The sequence below is a fragment of the Microvenator marinus genome (assembly GCF_007993755.1).
Lineage (GTDB): Bacteria > Myxococcota_A > Bradymonadia > Bradymonadales > Bradymonadaceae > Allomicrovenator > Allomicrovenator marinus.
The window spans coordinates 2132940-2152429 of sequence record NZ_CP042467.1; the positions used below are offsets into that span (position 1 = coordinate 2132940).

Sequence of the window (19490 nt, forward strand, 5' to 3'; positions counted from 1 at the left end):
ATGAAACTCAATAATCCACTCTACCGAATTCTCATCACGCTCCTATGTGGTGCGCTCGTCAGCGCTTGCGGTGACGATGAAAAACCTTCTTCAAACAATACCCCTGAGCCAGATATGGCTGAGGAAGACATGCCTGTCGAAGAAGACATGCCGGTAGACGAGCCCGACATGACGGTTGAGCCTGATATGGAAGAGATTCCAGAAGGTGAAGTTCGAGTTCCTCAGACCATCTCGGTTCTGCCACCCACTCCCGCAAGTTGTGACACTCCGGGGTCAAGGCAACGTATCCCCTTTGTGTTTTCGAGCACCGACGTCGTTCCGATTGTCGCCGGAGATATCGTCTCGGGACGGCCTCTCGTAGCCAACAGCACTGTAGATGCTGGCTCCCTGCTTTTCCGACAGCCTCGCGTGGCGGTCGCGAACCAAGAGTCTTGTGAGAGTGACGATGATTGCACTCGCGGCTTCCACTGTGCGTTTAACGGACTCGTGCGTCAGTGTACGGCCACAACCGGCGTTGAGCTCATTCCAGGGACCGTTCAACAAGACAACGACCCGGGAACCACCGAGAAGAGGCAGCTCGTAGCTGTCCTGATCGAGAACACGTCTGGACTTGAAGGACGCCTCCCCGTCGATGTGGGCGGCCTCTTTGGAGAGACTGGAGAGAAAGACCTCTTTGGGAACCCTGCCCGTGCAACCGATATCACTCGCATTCATCGCGAGAGCATCAAAGAATTCATGGTTGGGCTCGCCAGTGTGGCCAAGCCAAGCAACACCAGCGTTTCCGTTTGGTGGTATGCCGGTCAGGTTCCAGCAGAATCACGCCCGCTGGTCTTCCCGATGGAGCTGACGGACCACTTCACAAACGACCTCTCGGTGGGTGAATCGCTGATCGACACCATGCCCGACCCGATTCCAAAGCCTTCAAACCTCTACCAATCGATCTTGAAGGTCATCGAGAGCGACCTCGGGCTTGAGAAGTACGACAATCACGAGAAGTTCCTCTTCGTGTTCACGGACGGCCCGAATGAAGTCTACGACCCGAACGCGTCCTACGCGCAGGTCCTGGAAAAGCTGCAGGAAGAAAACGTCAAGCTGAACATCCTTCAGCTCGACTCCAAGATTGACGATAGCTTGCTCCGCGATCTGCCCACGGTTTATGCAGGCAACACCGCATGTCAGAACGACCCAGCATGCTCGGCTCGCACCTGCACGGCGGATACAGACTGTCAAAACTATGAGGTTTGCCGTCAAGCTACCGTCTATCCGGCTGAAGAAACTGGAGACGTCACGCAGACGAGCTCTACGTACTGTATGCCTCGTTACCAGGACGGTCGCATCGGACCGATCGACCAGTTTGCTGACCTGACATGTCGCACGGGCGGCACGTACATGTACGTCAAAGATCCAAATGAAATGCGTGATTACTGGAGAGCCCTTCCTTCAACCATTGATGGCCAATGGTCGGTTGAAGCGGACTTCTCTCGCTTTCTCAATGAAGATACTCCGGTCGGTTTCTATCGTTTCAGCACCATCGCGCTTGGCCTTTTGGGCGGCCGCGACCTCGCTGCGCAACTCGTTGCACCTGCCGATGAATTCTCCCTCGACCGCCGTCCTATCATCCGTTACGGACGCGTCAGAAACTGAGCTAAAGACATGAACAACAAGAATTTTCCTGGCGCACAAGACCCACAGGTGCGCAAAGCTTCTGCGCCCGAATCCTCGGACTCTCCAATCGCTGCGGATGGCCTTCCCACGCTGAGCCCTCCTCCCCCGGTCGACTCAAACGAGTCGAAGGCTCCGGCAAAACCAAAGAAGCCGGACCATGTGCACGTGCACGTCGAGACCGGATCACTCGCTGATTTTGAAGCGCTTCTCGCCGGCGAATCGTTCGAATCTCCGCGCGCTCGCGTCCAGCCAGGCGACAAAGTGGGCGGCGTGGTCACCAAGGTCGGCGAAAAGTATCTCTACGTGGAATTGGATGGTCGCATCGAAGGACTTGCGTCCACGATCGACTACCCAGATACCAAAGAGGGCGATCGTCTTGATTTCTACGTCATTCACACACGTGGAGGCACGGTGGAGCTCGGAAAGTCGATGTCGACCCGCGACTCAGGTCTCGATGCGCTTGAGCACGCCTACTCTGCAGGTTTGCCGGTGGAAGGTCGTGTTTCAAGCCGCAACAAAGGCGGGTTTGAAATCGACTTCAAAGGCGTCGCGGCATTTTGCCCCTTAAGCCAAATCGAAGCCGGCTTCACGGAGGATCCCGACGAACATCTGGGTAAAACGTATCGGTTCAAGATTACCGACATTAGAGAAGACGGCCGAAATGTGGTCGTTTCGAGGAGCGCGCTCATCCAGGAAGAGAGAGCGGCTGCTGCCCAAGAGACGCTTGCCACGCTCCAAGAGGGTCAAGTCGTTCAAGGTACAGTCACTCGTCTGGCTGACTTCGGCGCCTTCGTTGACCTCGGCGGTATTGAAGGATTGGTCCACGTCTCCGAGATCGGACACGCGCGCATCGCCCATCCTTCGGAAGCACTGAAGGAAGGCGAACTTGTGAGTGCCCGAGTCCTGAAGATGGAAGAGGGTCCCAAGGGTCTTAGGATCGGGCTCTCCATCAAGGATACGCTCTCCGACCCATGGGAAAGCAGAATCTCTGAGTTTGCCGAGGGCTCCAAGATCGAGGGGCGAGTCACGCGCGTTGAGCCATTTGGGGCGTTCGTGGAGATTGCTCCAGGGCTTGAAGGTCTTGTTCACATCTCAGAGATGAGCAACGAACACGTCAAACGTGCTTCAGATGTGGTTAAGGTCGGCCAAACCGTAAACGTCGAAATTCAGTCCATCGATACCGCACGAAAGCGGCTCTCGTTGAGCATGAAAGAGGCTGGCGAAGATGTCTGGTCTGCGATCGACCAGCACTTTGTGGTCGGCCAGAAGGTGAGCGGTGCCGTAGAGAACATCGAGGATTTTGGTGTGTTCGTCAGACTTCAAGGTGCCACAGCGCTTCTCCCGAGAAGTGAGATGGGACTGGCTAGAGACGCGACGCCACATCGACTCTACAAAACCGGCCAAACCGTCGAGGCCAAGATCTTGGAGATCGACCCAATCCGACGGCGAATCGCGCTCACCGTACGATCGGACGAAGAGCTTGAACGCGCGTCTGAGGAAGCCAGCGCGCCGCGCTCGTTCGTCGACAAAGGCTCTTCGTCTTCGCTCGGCACCTTCGGTGAACTCTTGCAGAAAAAGCTCAAGTGAACCTACTCAGTTCCGAGTTTGCCATTTTGAGCGCCCTCATGGGCGCTCTCTTGCTTTTAATCGTCCTGGTCAGGGTCTTAGGTGACTTCAAGAGGATTCGCTCTCTACGTGCGTCTGGCGAGCTCTCAGAATTCTTCGCACTTCTACGTGAGATCAAAAGAAGGGATGGCGAGCTGGAGATGTTGCAAAGATTGGAGCTCTTCTTGGTCCTTAGACAGCTTGAACAAGTCGTGCTTACCCGTACAGATTCTGGGGACGAGCACATTGCAAACCAAACGTGTGAACTTCTCAAAGGCCTCCCAACGACTCGATTATCGCTCTACGAACTAGAGGGCGTTATTCAGCAACTGGAAGAAGCCCACCTTTCGAAGACGGCTCAACCTTAAGTAGTCCCTTCGACTTCTTTTTGTCGTCGATCTTAAACGTATCAACGCTCAAGTCGTCTGACTTTTTCTCGGCCGGTTTGGGCTGCGCCACCACCTTAGGTGCTGGCTCTGGTTCAGGTTCAGGCTCTACCACCTGCTTCGGCTCAGGATTTGGGGGACGAACTTTGGGAGCTGGTGCAGGTCTGGTGTTCACGACAGGCCGTGCGGCGGGCGCAGCTACGGGTTCTGCCTTGGCTTCAATCTCAGGCTCCGCAATTGCCTCGCTCGGCACCGCTGGCTCAGCAGGAGCAATCGCTGCCTGCGTAGGCGCCTCAACAGGCTCTTCTTTCGGCTCGGTTTCCTCGGGCTTTTGCTTCGCCTCGGTTGCGACTTGAACCTCGGTTCGTTGCTCGGCATTCGCGTCCGGACTTTGACTCTGGAGCCAAATAAAGCCAATACCGAAGATGAGAAGGCCTGCAGCAATCGCCGAGATCAGCACCACCGGTGCCTTCTTGGTGTCCTCAGACGCCTCGGAAGGTTCGGTTACGAGGATATCTATCTCGCCGCTCTCCATATCCGAGAAATGCGCCTCAACTTCCATGTCGGATGTTCGAGAAACCGCACGGAAATCTCTGGAGCTCGACGACGAATGAAGCTCGTCAAATCCTGGCACAGACACCGAGTTCTCGGCTAACCCCGCGGGCTCGTACTCGTTGGCGAGTCGAGAGTAGATCCCGGAAAGCTTCTCGAGCAGGGTACGCGCTGTTTGGGGTCTGTCCTTGGGCTGCTTTTCCAGACATTGGTCCACCAATGCTTGAAGCTCAGGGTCGAGGTCGGGGCGCCGCTCAGCCAACTTGGGTGGATCGACGTGCACATGGGCATAAGCCATATCCCCCTTCGGGAAAGGCAACTCGCCCACGAGGGCCTCGAAGAGCGTGATCCCGATCTGATAGACGTCAGTGGCCACGGTCAAATGGATGCCCATGATCTGTTCGGGCGCCATGTAGGCTGGAGTTCCTCGGACGCGAGTACCACGCACGTAGAGGTCGTTCAGAGAACGCGCCAGTCCGAAGTCGACAAGCTTGAGCGTACCGTCCGCCTGCATCAAGACGTTTGATGGCTTGAGGTCACGGTGAATAAGCTCATGGTCGTGCAGGTATGCCACGACGCGCGTGAGTTGGATGGCCATTCTCAGGGCATCCATCTGCTTCATCGGGCCCTTCATCTCGACAAGCTTTTCCAGATTCTGGCCGAGCACGTACTCAAAGACCATGAGCACGCGTCCATCCACGTTCAGAATATCGTGAATCGCGACCAGATTTGGGTGGCTAAGCGTGGCCAAGTTTCGAGCTTCGACGAGGAAAATCTGTTGAGCTTCTTCATTCTCTCGGAGCTCATCGCTGAGCATCTTGATGGCTACAGGTCGGTTCAAAAGACGGTCGATCGCTTTGACCACCACACCCATACCGCCGCGCCCGAGCACGGTCTCAAAGACGTATCGGTCTCCCACGAGATGAGCGATGTCCATCTGCAAGGTGTTCATCGTGGTGATGCCGGCATCAGAGGCCCGAGTGGCATCCACAATGAACAAAGTCGACTCGCCCTTTCGTTGGATGGTCCGAGTAACCTTCTCATGGCCGAGCCAAATCTCGAAGGTGTAGGAGCCCGGGGCCAGGTCGATCTCAACCTTACCCTCATCGTTGGTCACGTAGTCTTTATCAGTCCCCGCCAGGCGAACCGTGGTATTAATCAGCGGCTCAGCTTGGTTAATGAACATTACGGTCGTTCTCATTCGACCTTGCCCTTTGTTCGAGTCCTTTTGATTGTCACTACCTTAACCATGGTCCGAACCCGCGTCAATTTGATCCACTATTTGATGCCGGAGACCTTAAACTGGTCCATGCCCCAATTCTGAAGACTCTTAAATTTTATCGATTTGCCGAATGTGTCTTCGAGCTCTTTGACGGCTTTCTTCTCGGGACCGCGCAAATACTCGATAACAGCAGGGTTAGCTTCTACTTGAAGATTCGGCTCGGTGTAGCGGCGCCCCACGCGTTGGATCTGCCGAATGACGTCGTAGGCGGCGGACTCGCGCGACTTCACGACCCCTGCCCCGTCGCAAACCGGACATGATTCGCAGAGATACTGGTCGATCGACTCCCGTGTGCGCTTTCGCGTCATCTCAACGAGGCCGAACTCAGAGATCGCCAGGGCATTCGTCGTTGCACGGTCGCGCTTCAGCGCTTCTTCAAGCGCGCGGTAGACGCGATCGCGATGTTTGACCTCTTCCATATCGATGAAGTCGATGATGATGATCCCGCCGATATTTCTGAGCTTGAGCTGGTAGACAACTTCATCGACCGCTTCGAGATTCGTTCTCAGAATCGTCTCTTCGTGGGAGGTCGTCTTTCCAACGAATTTGCCGGTGTTGACGTCAATAGCCGTGAGCGCCTCGGCCCGGTCGATGACCAACGAGCCACCCGACTTGAGATCCACACGCCGATGCAGAGCACTGCGGATCTCAGATTCAATGCCATAAGCATCAAAAATGGGCTCAGGCTCGGTGAAGAGCTTAATCTCGCCTGAGAAATTCGGGATATACTTCTCCACGAATTGCTCCACGCGCTCTTTGTCCTGCACATTGTCCAAGACGATCGCGTCGAGGTGCACACCCACAAGGTCACGCACAGCGCGAATGATAAGGTCCGACTCCTCGTAGAGGAGATAGGGCGCCTTGACCCGAGCATGCTTCTCGAGGACCTCACCCCATAAGGCGATCAACGACTTCATGTCGTGAACGAGCTCTTCTTCTGAGACACCGGCACTTACGGTTCTCACAATGAACCCGGTGCCTTCGGGACGATGCGCCTCGACGATCTTTCGAAGACGTCTACGATCTCGGTCGGATTCAATTCGTTTTGAAATCCCTACATGAGAGACCGTGGGCATGAAGACCACATATCGGCCCGGCAAGGAGATATGGCTTGTGAGGCGAGCACCTTTGGTGCCCATGGGCTCCTTGGCGACCTGGACCAAGATCTCTTGTCCAGAATCGAGGGAGTCTTGGATTTCTGTGCGTTGACGGCCTCTGCCGCGCGCCAGCTGCCGGTCCGAGTCGTCCTCGTAGACGGCGAAATCTTCCTCAAAATTGTAGACATCCGAGGCGTGAAGAAAGCCAGCACGTTCGTGGCTAATATCCACAAACGCTGCCTGCATCCCTGGGAGAACGCGTACGCTTTTGCCCTTGTAGATATTGCCTACAATGCCTCGCTCGCGTTTACGCTCGATATGAAATTCACTAATAATGCCATGCTCAATGAGTGCGACTCTCGTCTCATCACTCGTCGAGTTGACAACAAGCACGTTGGACATACACCACCATCCGTGCGCTCTAGACCCCCGAAAAAGTCTTCGCGATCAACCGTTTGATCCATTCGATTTCGCCAGTTTTTACGAGAACAAGAGCACAACTTTATAAGTAAGACTATTAGGTCAGATTCAACAAAAGAAATCTTTGCGCTCGACTCATTATCATAGCCCAGAAAATTCAGCGATAAAAAAACGGGGAGATAGCGCTTGAGCAAAGCTTGCCGTATAAGAGGGCCATGGCATCGGAGCCCACACAGCAGGACGAAAGTCCCCTTGATGCAGACGCCTTGATTCCATGGGAGACGAGCGAACTCGGCTCCGAAGAATCAGAGGTTGAAGCCCAAGACGTCAAAGACCGGCGCACAGAACTCGCCAGGCAACTCGTCGACAAGCCTCATCGCTCGGCCATGTTGAACGAATTCGGCTGGGTTCTGCGCTTGCTCGCCCGCTTCGTCTTCGCACATGTTCTCTTTGAAAAACGCTCTATTGACACCATTCGGAGTATCACAGAGCCGGCAAACGGAACTCAGAACGGTCATATCGTCTATCTGATTCGCACGCGAAGCCTTTTGGACTACCTCTATTTCAACTGGGCTTTTTCCCAACACGACTTGCCGCTCGCGAGCTACGCGAATGGCGTGTCTACTCACTGGTTGCGCGGATTTTTCGGTTGGCTCGGGGCGCTCTTTCGACGAGAGCCGCCAGAAAAGCCAGAGGAACAAGTCCAGGCCTTGGTCACAAACGGTCACCCCGTCGTGCTCTTCCTTGAAGAGCCCAAAGCCAGCGTCGAGAAAAATCTAGAGTTCTCTCAGAAGTTTATCTACCGGTTGATTCGAGGCCAAAAGACCACGTCGGTGCCAGTCATGCTGGTTCCTATGCTCCTTGTGTGGGAAAAGCGACCGGACTCAAAACACCCGACCATCCTCGACGATATCTTCGGAACCGCGCAATCACCGGGATTCTTCAGGAAGGCTGTACACTGGTTCCAGACCATTTGGCAGAGCTTCCTCAAATTTGGGCAACCTGTGGTGCAGCTCGCGCCGCCGGTGAATCTCCAACATTTCATCCAAGAGTATCCAAGCGCAGATACGGCCGATGCCTCAGAAATGCTTCGCCAGCACCTGCTGGAAACGTTCGAAAAGGAACAGCGCGTCATTCTCGGGCCGGTTGGAGAGCCGCAAGATACGATCTGGAAGGATATCCTGACTCGGCCTGCTCTATCCCATGCGATTCGGGACGTGGCTGAACAAGAGGCAATTCCGGAAGGCAAGATTATCGAGCGCGCTCGGGAGCAATTTGACGAAATCGCTTCAGACCACTCGCTCCTGATGATCAAGATTTTCTCATCGGTCTTGAGTTTCGTCTGGTATCGAATCTACGACGGATTTGAGGTGGATGAGGAAGGCCTTGAACGCGTGCGTGAGGCCGCCAAGACGAGCAATATCGTGCTCGTTCCGAGCCATAAATCCCATATCGACTACCTGGTCCTCTCCTATATTTTCTACAAGTACGGCATGACTGCACCTTTGATCGCCGCGGGTGTCAATCTTTCGTTCTGGCCGATGGGCTACCTATTCCGAAAGGCTGGCGCGTTCTTTCTTCGACGCACATTCAAGGGAGACCCACTCTATGCGGTCGTCTTCAAAGAATACGTGATCCGAATGCTCGAGGAGGGCTACCCCATCGAGTTCTTTATCGAGGGCACACGAAGCCGAACTGGAAAACTCATCAAACCCAGGTACGGCATGCTCGAGATGATTATCCGAGCGTTTACGTCCGGCCGCCTCGAAGCCGTTAAGTTCATCCCTATTTCGGTCGGATACGAAAAAATCATCGAAGAAGCGTCTTACAAGTCGGAGATGCTCGGCGGCGAGAAGGAAAAAGAGAGTTTGGGCGGCCTTTTGAAGGCTCCGAAGTTTCTTACGTCGCGCTACGGCCGACTCTACGTTGAATTCAATGAGCCACTCGACCTCGGAGACTATCTCGCGAAGTACAACCTCGACCCAAAGAATCTGGACGAGGAAGACCTGCAAGTGGTCACGGTGCGCCTGGCCCATCGCATCATCTATGACATTAACGAAGCTACCGCTGTAACGCCTTCGGCGCTCGCCGCGACGGTGCTTCTCAACAACGATGCACGCGGAATTGAGCGCGAGCGATTCTTAAGAGAGATCGGATTCCTGGTCCACTTCTTGAGTCAACCGTCTCGAAACGTCCGAGTTTCACGCACCGTGATTCAAGCCCTGGACTCCCAGGCCGCTCGACTCGAAGAGCTAGAAGCGGTGCGTGCACAAGCGACGTCGGACTCGTCTTCCAATTCCTTGAGCACCCTTTCGCGCGTGGACCATTCCATGGACGTGGAGGCGTTGATTGGGGAGATTATCGCTCCGCTGATGGACCGTTCACTAGACCTCTTTGAGGTCAACGATCAGATCAAGTCCACCAAGGACAACGGACTTATCGTCTATTCTGTGCCGGAGGATGCGCGGCTCCAACTCTCGTTCTACCGCAATAATATCGTCCATCATTTTGTGCCCGAAGCTCTTCTCTCGGCCGCGATCAGCCGGTTCCAGTCCGCTGAAATCGAGCTCGAGCCGTTGATGGAAGAAACGCTCTTCCTCTCAAAACTCTTCAAATTCGAGTGGATCTACGAGGAACGCGCGGAGTTCAGAAACGTATTCATGCGTACGCTCCAGTATTTTGAGGAGTGCGCGTGGGTCAGTATCCAGGACGGTGAGAAGCAAATGGTCACGATTGCCCAGCCGCATCCTGTGGAACTTGAGTTCTTCAGGCGCCTGGTTCTGACGTTCCTCGAAGCCTATGCCATCGTGACTGGCCTACTCGAAAATATGGCCACCAAGCCGATGGAGAAGAAAGAGATTGTGGAAAGTGCGCTCAAGAGCGCGCGCGCTGATTACCTCAAGGGGAAGATCCTCTTCCAGGAAAGCCTCTCCAAACCTACCTATGAGAATGCGCTTCGTCTTCTAGAAGACTGGAAGATCGTAGAGCGAATCAAAGACGATTCTCGCAAGAAAGAAGCCTACCAGCTGACCAAGGAATGGTCAGAAAACCAGAAATACGCGGAACTTCATCAGCATATCGTGGAGTTTGTGTATCCCGGCCGTAAAGAGGCATGAGGCAGGTTCCCCTAAGCCGCGCCGGCATCCCTGCAAAGACGGCGGGGAACGTATTAGAGTTCTTGGTCGCGAAGTTTCCGCATATCAGCACAGAGGATTGGAAGAGTCGACTTGATCGCGGCCAAATCCTTGGCCCGGACAAGACTCCGGTCAAGGCTGAAGAAGCAGCTTCGCGGTACACCCATCTTTTCTACACAAGAGAGGTGGCCGAAGAGGATCCGATTCCCTTTGAGCATCAAATCATCTGGGAGAACGAAGAATTGCTCGCGGTGGATAAGCCCCATTTCTTGCCGGTCTTACCTTCGGGGCGATTCGTCAAAGAGACCCTGCTCGTGCGGCTTCGAGAGAGGCTGAAAAACCCCGAACTTGCCCCACTTCACAGATTGGATAAAGACACGGCTGGGGTCATTTTGTTCTCAAAGAGACAAGCCACAAGTGCGGCGTATCACCAGCTCTTTCGGGAAGGTCTTGTCGCCAAGGAGTATAGAGCCGTAGCGCCCACCGCTGAGTTTTCCGAACGCGAGATTTCCAGCAGGATCGTGCGTGACCCTGAGTTCTTCTTTCGCTCGGCAAACGAGCCAGGCCCTGAAAATGCGCGGACTTTGGTTGAATGCCTCGAGCCGGGACCAGAATGGACACTCTACCGACTCACGCCCTACACCGGCAAAAAGCACCAGCTTCGCCTTCATATGGCCACGCTCGGCATCCCAATCAAGAACGACCCGCTCTATCCGGAGATCAACGATCCCGAACCGAACGATTTCTCTTCACCCCTTCAGCTGCTCGCTAAGAAGATTTCGTTCCGAGACCCGGTGGGCGGGGAGGAACTCGAGATTGAGTCTCGTTTGGTGCTCGAGGAGATTGCCCTCGAGCACCCTGAGTGATCACTTTGTCTTGCGACGATTGTGCTCAAGCTCCGCCTTTCGAATACGAATCGATTTCGGCGTAATCTCGACATATTCGTCGTGCTGGATGAACTCGATGGCTTGCTCCAGGTTCAGCTTCCTGGGTGGTGTGAGAATCAACGCATCATCAGCACCCGAGGAGCGCATATTGGTGAGCTGCTTCTTCTTGCAAGGATTGACCACGAGGTCGTTGTCGCGAGCGTGAAGACCCACGACCTGGCCGCCGTAGACTTCCTCTCCAGGTCCCACGAAGAGCTGTCCACGCTCCTGCAAACTGAAGAGTGAATAGCCCGTGGTGTCGCCATTCTCGAGCACGATCAGGGCACCGTTTCGCTTGAACGGAAGGTCACCACGGTGCGGCTCATAGCCATCAAAGTTGCTGTACATCACACCCGTTCCACGGGTGTCCGTAAGGAACTCGGAGCGGTAGCCGAGCATGCCGCGCGAGGGCACACGGAAGGTCAGGCGCTGGGTGTTGTCGTGGTTGACGTGCACACCGAGGAGGTCGCCTCGGCGCTGCTGCAACTTGTTGATCACGGTGCCGGCGTAGTCGGAATCGGTCTCGATCACGACTTCTTCGATAGGCTCAAGCTTCTTGCCGTTCTCGTCTTCGCGGAAAATCACGCGTGGCTGAGAAACCTGAATCTCATAGCCTTCGCGACGCATGGTTTCCAGAAGGATGGTCAAGGAGAGCTCACCGCGGCCTGACACTTCGAATGCTTCCGCGCGCTCGGTCAAATTGACTCGCAAAGACACGTTGAACTCGAGCTCTTTGTCCAGGCGCTCTTTGATCTGACGGCTGGTGACAAACTTTCCTTCTTTGCCGGCAAACGGCGAGTTGTTGATCATGAAGATCATGGAAAGTGTGGGCTCGTCGACCTCGATCGCAGGCATCGGAACAGGATTTTCCAGGTCGGTGATGGTATCGCCCGGCAGAATCGCGTCGAACCCCGTCAAAGCCACGATATCGCCGGCTGAGGCCTCAGTGCGAAGCACGCGCTCAAGGCCCTTGAAGCCCCAGAGCTTGGTCACACGAGCACTGTCTTTGGTGCCGTCGTTTCGGCAAACGGCAACGCGGTCGCCTTCAGTTACACGACCGTTGAAAATGCGGCCGATAGCCACGCGTCCGAGGTAGGCGTCGTAGTTCAAGGTTGCGATCTGCATCTGAAGCGGGGCTTCTGGGTCACCGCTTGGAGGGTCAACGTGCTCAATGATGGTGTCGAAAAGCGGTTTCAAGTCGACAGGCTCGTCGCCGAGCTCCTTCATCGCGTAGCCCTGAATACCGGAGGCGTAGACCACCGCGAAATCAAGCTGCTCGTCACTGGCTTCAAGGTCCACGAAAAGGTCGAAGACCATGTTCAGGACTTCGTCCGGACGGGCATTGGGTCGGTCGATTTTGTTGATCACCACGACAGGGAAGTGCCCAAGACCAAGTGCCTTACGAAGCACGAACTTGGTCTGAGGCATTGGGCCTTCAAATGCGTCCACAACCAAAAGCACGCAGTCGACCATCTTTAGAACACGCTCAACCTCGCCGCCGAAGTCAGCGTGGCCGGGCGTATCGATGATATTGATGCGGTGGTCATTCCAGTCGATACCTGTGCACTTGGCATAGATGGTGATGCCACGTTCACGCTCCAAATCGTTGGAGTCCATGGCGCGTTCTTCGAGCTGACGGTGACTTGCTACAGTGTTTGACTGGCTCATTAGGCCGTCGATTAGCGTCGTCTTCCCGTGGTCGACGTGTGCGATGATTGCGATATTTCTTACGTTCTTCATGGACCTCAACTCCGATTCTGCCCTCGTGGGGGGCGCTCTATAGCGTGTCATTGCGGAAAACTCCACGCCTTCAGGTCGAATTTTTCAAATTGTCACGAAAATTGAGGTTTTTTCTGCACTTTGGGGCTCAAGATCAATGCTGGGTCGGCAGTTGCGAAAGCGTTTGATTTCCTTCACTATGGTTCTATTACGCGAGCGAGTTCCATGGGCGACCCCATACCACCTGTCCCGGGCGACTTATTCGAAGGTCGATACCGGATTGACGCCACCATAGGCGAGGGTGGATTTTCGCGTGTCTATCGCGCGACGGATACTCAGACAAATCAGATCGTTGCCCTCAAAGTCCTGACGTCGCGTGCAGATGATTCGCTCGCCGATCGCTTCCAACGAGAAGCTCAGGTCCTGAGCGCCCTCAATGAAAACCACATCATCCGGCTCTATGGGCACGGGCGCGACCCAGACGGGCTGCTCTATATGGCCTTTGAGTACGTGGAGGGCCGCAGTCTTTTTGAGCATTTGAGGGACCACGGGCGCATGGAGGCAGCTCGGGTGGCCTTGGTGCTGCAGCAGATTTGTCAGGCCCTCCAGGCCGCTCACGCTCAGGGGATTTTGCACCGCGATATCAAACCCAACAATATTATGTTGCGCGACGATGATTACGTAAAAGTCTTGGACTTCGGCATTGCCAAGGCGTTTGGTCAGAGTGCGAAGCCGGGGCAAGATTTAACGGCAGCTGGGACCTTGATCGGAACGCCACGCTATATGTCGCCCGAGCAGATTCGCGGGCAAGCCGTAGGCCCACCGAGCGATATCTACGCGTTGGGAATGGTGGCGATTGAGCTTTTGACGGGGAGAAAGGCACTTCCAGGGCGCGACCGACTTGAGATTCTCGAGCAGCAGCTCTCACACTCACCTAATATCCTGCCCACTGACCTCAACGTCCCGGGCAAGCTCCGTGATATCGTCGAGCGCATGACAGCAAAGGACCTTCGGATTAGGTACTCGAGTGCAGCTGCGGTGCTCAGAGACCTCGTGCACTGGAATGAGAATGTAGCCGAGGTAGATGAAACCATGCTGGCTACGTCTCAGACGCCTGCAAGCATGCCTGTTTCGCCTGATGGTGACTCAACGGTGATGCATCGTATCAACACTCGGGATTTGCCCCTACCAGCACCTCAGGTAACCCCCTCAGCAAAGCCAGAGGGCTTTGAAGAAGCCCCAGTTACTTCTCAAAACTTCCAGGCACCTCAGACAGACCAGGCGGCCAACCCGTGGGCTCCTCAACCCCAAAATGCCTCCAATAGCGGTACGTGGCCTCAAGCATCTTCCAGTGGGTCTTGGCCGCAGGCGGCGGCGAGTGGTTCGTGGCCACAAGCGTCTTCGAGCGGTTCTTGGCCTCAAGCGCAGCCGCCGGTGCCTTCAGCGAGCGGTTCTTGGCCACAGGCACCCCAGAGTGGTCAATGGGTACAAGCACGGCCACCCCTGGTCCTGACCATGGCGCAAAAGGTCATCCTCGGGGTTTCTCTCTTCGTCCCAGGCGTGGCCCACCTGGCATTTGGCCAAACCAAGAAGGGCGCGATTATCCTCATCATTTTCGGGCTTTCACTCGGCACCATCCTCATTGCAACCCTTGCTTTCGCACTCGATGCATTGCTCATCGTGCGTGCAAAACGCTATCGCGAGGTAGGCGAGTTCGAATTCTTTCCAGATTACAAAGAATTCTTCTCCTGAAGCTGTCCTAAGCACGTTTCACAAGATTTTCACCTGACACTTCACTCAGGTTCATTCACAACACGGATAGTGGTCTCCTAACACCAACGAGGAGCCGCTATGACAGCCTTATTCAAACTCAAAAGATTCTACCCCGTCGCTATTGCCCTTGCGATCTGGGGTCCATTTCTCACCTATCAAATGGTCCAAGAGGTTAATGAGAAGTACTTCGAGGAAGTGCCTGCGGAGCGCGCTGACTTGTTGACCATTCAGGACACGGTTGAGCCGACCACAGAAAAACTTGTCGCACTTGACCGTAAAAGTGGGTCCATCATGTATGGCGCCCAGCTCTCGCACATCCAGACCGACAAGCCCGGCACGTTCTATGCTGCGCTAGCCCTTCAAGCCGTGGACACCCTTGAGGTGCAGTCAGCCCCTGTCGACGTCACCATTGTTCTCGATATTTCAGGATCGATGAACGACTCAAACAAGCTCAACGACGCGTTGCAGGCAGCGCGAACACTTGTGGTCGGGCTCGACTCAAACGACCGAGTTTCACTCGTGACATACTCAGACCAGGCCTCGCTTGAAGTTCCGCCAGCGGCCGCAACCCAAGAGCACAAAGCGACGATCTTCGCCGAGCTAAATTCGACCTATGCCCAGGGCGGAACCAATATTGGAGAAGGGTTCACCAGTGCGGGTTTGGCGATGGCCGAATCCAGTGGTGAGTTTGTGCGCCGAGTCATCCTGATCTCGGACGGAAATCCGTCCGTGGGCGTGGTAGATCCTGTCCAGCTTGCACAAAGCGCTGGAGCTCTGCGCGAGAGTAAGAACCTGACGATCTCAACGATCGGACTTGGTCTGGACTACAACGCACGGCTTATGGAAGAGATCGCGAACCAGGGCGGTGGCTCCTACTACTTTGTGGGCAACTCCAACGAGATTTCAGACGTGTTAGCTAAAGAACTTGGATCTATGAAAAAAACGTTGGCGAACAACGTGCGCGTGAAAATCACAACGCCTGAATTCATATCCATCACGAACTCGGTGGGAGGCGCGGTCACGAAGTATTCTTCACGCGAAGGAGAGATCTACATTGGAGATTTCCCGGCCGGAAATCATCGCAGCGCCTTTGTGGAGCTCGAGGTCCTAAACCCCAAAGCACTCATCGAAAACGGTGCAGTCCTAAAGGTTGAGGTCACACACAGCGAAGGTACAAAATTCCTAACTCACTCGATGGACCTCACCATGGGATACGGGTCAGAAATGGTGGAAGAACCCGTGTTGACCCGGCTAAAGCAGATCGAGACGTCCGAATCTGTTCGGACCGCGATGGAACTCTTCGACTCCTATCAAAAGGAACGAGCAGCACAGACACTTGAGAGGCAAGAGGCCATCAACAGGGAATTCCTGAAACGATACGGCATTGAGAGCGCGGCCTTTGACAGGGTCAATAAAGACCTTCTTCGGACGGCAGAAAAGCTCAGAGTGATCGAAGCCAAAAGTTACGAAGGAAAGTGGCTGATCAAGGAGAAGTTCAACTACGCGAATGGCTCCATCCAAAGCGAAGTGAACTTCTAGTCTACTTCGACTCAAGGACCTGAGGGACCGCGCCCACCACCAGAATCTCCCCATCCGAATTTAGGGCTGCATCTTCCACACCCGAAGCCAATCGTGTGCTCTCGCCATTTATCCCTACCCGATAAAGCGCTGTGTTGGTGCGGGCGAGTAGAGATTTGGTCTTCGGGTCGGGTGTGATTTCCCACACAACGAAATCCAATTCGTCTTCAAAGACGTGCAGTGGTTTGGCGCTCAGACTTGAGCCTTCTGAAGTCAAAACACTCAGCCTGGGCTCCGCGTTATCTCGGTACTTCTGATGCCAACCATCTGCGAAGGCCACAAAGGGTGCCTCGTTCGGAAATTCTACGAACTCCAACGCTCGCACTCCCCTAACCGTTTCAATCGGAACCCTGGTCCCATCGGGATTGAGCTGAAACGCCCCACCGGGCTCAACCCCCGCACTGCCGTAGATGGTGCCCACAAAGACATCTTCAATAGGGTCCGCGTTGAGATTACCCACGGCCCAGGCCGCTGCCATCCGAAACGCCCCGAGAGGTTCAAACTCCCATTGCGTGCCGGCTCGCCTCGCGGTGCGGGCCTCTACCTCAAATCGGGTCTTGTAGTGGGCGATGAGAAGCCGACCATCCGCACGTTGGACAACCGTCGCAATCTCTTGGCGCTGTGCCGCCGGCCCCATCTCCCAAATCGTGTCGGAAACGAGCTTGCCCCCCTTGAGCTCAAAGAGCTCCACACGGGCTTGAGCCTCCCGCCTTTCCACGGTCAAGCCAGTTGCGAGCACGATCTTATCTTGATTGTCGATTTGTACGGTCGTCAAAACCTGAGGCCCCCCCTGAATCTTGGTCGTGGCGAGTACGACGCCAGCGGAGTCCACGACGCGCAGCTCGTTAGGCGTGGCAACCACCCATTCGTCTTTTTGATCCGCGTTGAGGTCGGCTGCGGCTACCATCTTGGCGCCAGCTGCCCATTCGAAGATGTCCGCGCCCTTTTGAGGCGCTGTCGGCGCTGTCGGCGCTGGAGGCTCCGGTGGCGCAGTCGGCTTTTCACAAGCCGTGGCCAGGATTAGGAGTAGAACTAGGGTGAGCCCGAGCTTTTGCTGTTCATCTTTCATTCTACGCCCGTACCAAGCGACTAGAGGGCGCTTGTGCGTCTACATCGTAATCCCACCGTCCACATCGATGCAACGGCCGGTAAAGTAATCACACTCAAAGATGAACCGAACGGCTTGGAAGATCTCTTCTGGCTTCGCGACACGACCAAGAGGCACCTTCGAGACCATCTTCTCGAGCATCTCTGGACGCATGCCATCCAGAATCGGGGTCTGCACAAATCCAGGTGCCACGGCGCCTACACGAATCCCATGCTTTGCGAGCTCCTCACCCCAGAGCTTCGTATCAGCCACGAGCCCCGCTTTTGCTGCCGAGTAGTTCGACTGACCGCGGTTTCCATGCCGAGAGCACGAGGAGATATTCACGATGACTCCGCCGTTATTGTCGCGAATCATCTGTGCTGCGACCTCACGAGCAAAGAGGAAGGGTCCAGTCAGGTCAACGTCGATCACTGCATTCCAGTCATCGAGAGACATCGTGTGGAGCTCGCCCGTCTTTCGGTCCACGCGCACGAGGAGGCCGTCACGGAAGATGCCCGCGTTATTAACCACACCATGAACGGCACCAAACTTCTCAACGCACGTTTGCACTGACGCCTTCACGTCGTCCTCGCTGGTCACACTGCCAACGAACCCAACGATGCGGTCCGACTCAGCTTCGAGTGCATCGAGACCCTCTTTGTTCATGTCGAACGCCACGACCCCGGCACCGGCCTGCGCCAAATTCAGCGCGAAACAACGTCCAAGGCCGCTTGCTGCGCCGGTCACAATCACATTCATTTCTTTCAAATTCATGACTTTCCTCCTCGCCGCTTTGGCGATGCTTTCGAAGTTTTCTGAGCGTCTTCTGCTACTTCAACACTTTCAGGTGCTGGATCTTTGGGTGGCTCATCCACCAGTGCTACCCGAGACTTTTTCGGTGATTTCTCCAGGGTTTCCAAGAAGAAATCCGTGATGATTGGATAGAGGTCTGTTTTTGCCCTCGAGCCAACCACAGCCCCAACGTGGCCTCCCTTGACGGTGACCATGCGTTTGTCCTCGGCTCCCACCGAATCGTGCAACCCCTGAGCTGCCAACGGTGGGCAAATATGGTCGCTCGAAGTCGCGATGGTCAGCGTTGGGCATGTAATCTGGCTCAGATCGACGCGCTTGCCGTGCACCCAATGCTCGCCCTTAACCAACTTGTTCTCCTGGTAGAGCTCCTTGATATAGGTCACATATGCCGCACCCGGAAATGGTATGTTGTCTGAGGCCCATGTATCCAAAGCCTCAAAAGAGTCACGGAACACCGGGTCGTGCGCCTTGTTCGCGAACGAAACCCATTTTGAAATCTGCGAAGTCGGACGCATCGACACAAAACCAGATTGCATTTGTTGCGGCGCAACATTGCCCGCCTGCGCTATCACCTCAGGGTCAAACCAACGCGGGTCCGTCATTTCACCCAAGACGCCGGCATGCTCGAAATCAAAGGGCCCGGCTAGGTTAACGAATGAGGCAACGTGTTCTGGGTTTAGGGCTGTGTAGATGCCGGTCAGCGTGCCTCCCATGCAATACCCAAGCACACCGATCTTGTCTTCTCCGGTCACTCTCAAGACCTTTCGGAACGCGCGACCAAGGCGTGCAAGTACATCGTCCCAGTTTAGGTAGCGGTCTTCGTCACGCGGCACGCCCCAATCCAAGCAGTACGTATCGAGGCCCGCCTCGACACACGCCTTTACAAGGCTCGCTTCCTCGTGAAGATCGATCACGTACCAGCGGTTGATAAGCGACGGAACCAGAAGGACCACCGGACCGGGGTTGGCCACCACTGGCCTAAACCGTGTCAACTCGGCGGTGCCATCGCGCATGACCACATCACGTGGTGTGGGTGCAATACTCATAGAATTTCCTGAATTCGAAGTTAGAAAAAGGTGAGCACTTGGGTACGAAATGAGGTCCCGGACAAGGTTAAAGTGTCTGCTGAAACCCACGTACCCCGGGACCTCATTTCATAGTCATAAACTCGACACTTCGCTTAGCGTTCTCGAGCATGGTCTGACGCATTTGCTCTTGTAGTTCGAGCTGGTAGTTCACGGTCGACTTGAAAATCTTGCTCATCTCGTCGAATTGCTTCATCGCCTGATCCACCGACTGACGCTGCATTTTTGCGGCTTCTTCGAACGCCGTAGTCATGCGCTCCATGGTGTCAGCGTTTGCTTTGTGGAAAAAATCGTTCGCTTGAGTTGTCTCTGTTTTTGCTGCCATTTCGGGCCTCCTTTTGCAGTGCACCATGCATAGGTTCACTTTT

The 19490-nt window shown here is 55.0% G+C and carries 14 protein-coding genes; 7 read left to right on the forward strand and 7 right to left on the reverse strand.

From position 1 onward, the window contains the following. From FRD01_RS08925 to FRD01_RS08935, 3 genes are read left to right on the forward strand one after another with little or no spacing between them, the layout of a single operon-like run. Positions 1–1644 (forward strand): vWA domain-containing protein, encoded by a 1644-nt coding sequence (locus FRD01_RS08925; RefSeq protein WP_146959043.1) that lies wholly within the window; start codon positions 1–3, stop codon positions 1642–1644. Positions 1645–1653: 9 nt separating this feature from the next. Continuing rightward, a complete protein-coding gene (locus FRD01_RS08930; protein ID WP_146959044.1) occupies positions 1654–3252 on the forward strand; it encodes a S1 RNA-binding domain-containing protein in 1599 nt (532 codons plus the stop codon). Further along, positions 3249–3638: a hypothetical protein gene (locus FRD01_RS08935; RefSeq protein WP_146959045.1), complete on the forward strand. Its 390-nt coding sequence runs from the start codon at positions 3249–3251 to the stop codon at positions 3636–3638. The genes FRD01_RS08930 and FRD01_RS08935 overlap by 4 nt, the downstream gene beginning before the upstream one ends. Here the strand turns inward: FRD01_RS08935 and FRD01_RS08940 are convergent. Both FRD01_RS08940 and FRD01_RS08945 read right to left on the reverse strand, forming a co-directional pair. Further along, entirely contained in the window at positions 3589–5394 is a 1806-nt protein-coding gene (locus FRD01_RS08940) for a serine/threonine protein kinase (RefSeq protein ID WP_249756129.1), read from the reverse strand. The two genes, FRD01_RS08935 and FRD01_RS08940, sit on opposite strands and share 50 nt — an antisense overlap. Positions 5395–5486: 92 nt before the next feature. Further along, positions 5487–6989, reverse strand: coding sequence for an Rne/Rng family ribonuclease (locus tag FRD01_RS08945; protein ID WP_146959047.1), 1503 nt, complete (start codon positions 6987–6989; stop codon positions 5487–5489). Positions 6990–7222: 233 nt separating this feature from the next. Here FRD01_RS08945 and FRD01_RS08950 point away from each other — a divergent pair, with 233 nt between their 5' ends. Continuing rightward, positions 7223–10123, forward strand: coding sequence for a 1-acyl-sn-glycerol-3-phosphate acyltransferase (locus FRD01_RS08950; RefSeq protein WP_146959048.1), 2901 nt, complete (start codon positions 7223–7225; stop codon positions 10121–10123). Next, positions 10120–11007 carry a pseudouridine synthase gene (locus FRD01_RS08955; RefSeq protein ID WP_146959049.1) on the forward strand — a complete coding sequence of 296 codons (888 nt, stop codon included), beginning with the start codon at positions 10120–10122 and terminating at the stop codon, positions 11005–11007. Before FRD01_RS08950 ends, FRD01_RS08955 begins: the two co-directional genes overlap by 4 nt. On the opposite strand, the gene typA is transcribed toward FRD01_RS08955, so the two are convergent. Next, on the reverse strand, positions 11008–12807 hold the full coding sequence (gene typA / locus FRD01_RS08960) for a translational GTPase TypA (protein ID WP_146959050.1): 1800 nt from the start codon (positions 12805–12807) through the stop codon (positions 11008–11010). 204 nt (positions 12808–13011) lie between these two features. Here typA and FRD01_RS08965 point away from each other — a divergent pair, with 204 nt between their 5' ends. Continuing rightward, positions 13012–14538: a serine/threonine protein kinase gene (locus FRD01_RS08965; protein ID WP_146959051.1), complete on the forward strand. Its 1527-nt coding sequence runs from the start codon at positions 13012–13014 to the stop codon at positions 14536–14538. Positions 14539–14637: 99 nt separating this feature from the next. Beyond that, on the forward strand, positions 14638–16098 hold the full coding sequence (locus FRD01_RS08970; RefSeq protein ID WP_146959052.1) for a vWA domain-containing protein: 1461 nt from the start codon (positions 14638–14640) through the stop codon (positions 16096–16098). A 1-nt stretch (position 16099) separates the two neighbouring features. Here the strand turns inward: FRD01_RS08970 and FRD01_RS08975 are convergent, their stop codons facing one another. The 4 genes from FRD01_RS08975 to FRD01_RS08990 form a co-directional block, all read right to left on the reverse strand. Beyond that, positions 16100–17206 carry a hypothetical protein gene (locus FRD01_RS08975; protein WP_146959053.1) on the reverse strand — a complete coding sequence of 369 codons (1107 nt, stop codon included), beginning with the start codon at positions 17204–17206 and terminating at the stop codon, positions 16100–16102. Between the two features lie 39 nt (positions 17207–17245). Then, positions 17246–17998 carry an SDR family oxidoreductase gene (locus tag FRD01_RS08980; RefSeq protein ID WP_146959054.1) on the reverse strand — a complete coding sequence of 251 codons (753 nt, stop codon included), beginning with the start codon at positions 17996–17998 and terminating at the stop codon, positions 17246–17248. Further along, positions 17995–19083 (reverse strand): alpha/beta fold hydrolase, encoded by a 1089-nt coding sequence (locus FRD01_RS08985; protein WP_146959055.1) that lies wholly within the window; start codon positions 19081–19083, stop codon positions 17995–17997. The genes FRD01_RS08980 and FRD01_RS08985 overlap by 4 nt, the downstream gene beginning before the upstream one ends. A 103-nt stretch (positions 19084–19186) precedes the next feature. Continuing rightward, positions 19187–19447 (reverse strand): hypothetical protein, encoded by a 261-nt coding sequence (locus FRD01_RS08990; protein ID WP_146959056.1) that lies wholly within the window; start codon positions 19445–19447, stop codon positions 19187–19189. Between the last annotated feature and the right edge of the window lie 43 nt (positions 19448–19490).

Coding starts and splice junctions, on each gene's coding strand:
- FRD01_RS08955 (WP_146959049.1), top strand. CDS start 10,120: ATGAGGCAGGTTCCCCTAAGCCGCGCCGGCATCCCTGCAAAGACGGCG.
- FRD01_RS08930 (WP_146959044.1), top strand. CDS start 1,654: ATGAACAACAAGAATTTTCCTGGCGCACAAGACCCACAGGTGCGCAAA.
- FRD01_RS08980 (WP_146959054.1), bottom strand. CDS start 17,998: ATGAATTTGAAAGAAATGAATGTGATTGTGACCGGCGCAGCAAGCGGC.
- FRD01_RS08945 (WP_146959047.1), bottom strand. CDS start 6,989: ATGTCCAACGTGCTTGTTGTCAACTCGACGAGTGATGAGACGAGAGTC.
- FRD01_RS08965 (WP_146959051.1), top strand. CDS start 13,012: ATGGGCGACCCCATACCACCTGTCCCGGGCGACTTATTCGAAGGTCGA.
- FRD01_RS08985 (WP_146959055.1), bottom strand. CDS start 19,083: ATGAGTATTGCACCCACACCACGTGATGTGGTCATGCGCGATGGCACC.
- FRD01_RS08970 (WP_146959052.1), top strand. CDS start 14,638: ATGACAGCCTTATTCAAACTCAAAAGATTCTACCCCGTCGCTATTGCC.
- FRD01_RS08990 (WP_146959056.1), bottom strand. CDS start 19,447: ATGGCAGCAAAAACAGAGACAACTCAAGCGAACGATTTTTTCCACAAA.
- FRD01_RS08975 (WP_146959053.1), bottom strand. CDS start 17,206: ATGAAAGATGAACAGCAAAAGCTCGGGCTCACCCTAGTTCTACTCCTA.
- FRD01_RS08925 (WP_146959043.1), top strand. CDS start 1: ATGAAACTCAATAATCCACTCTACCGAATTCTCATCACGCTCCTATGT.
- typA (WP_146959050.1), bottom strand. CDS start 12,807: ATGAAGAACGTAAGAAATATCGCAATCATCGCACACGTCGACCACGGG.
- FRD01_RS08950 (WP_146959048.1), top strand. CDS start 7,223: ATGGCATCGGAGCCCACACAGCAGGACGAAAGTCCCCTTGATGCAGAC.
- FRD01_RS08940 (WP_249756129.1), bottom strand. CDS start 5,394: ATGTTCATTAACCAAGCTGAGCCGCTGATTAATACCACGGTTCGCCTG.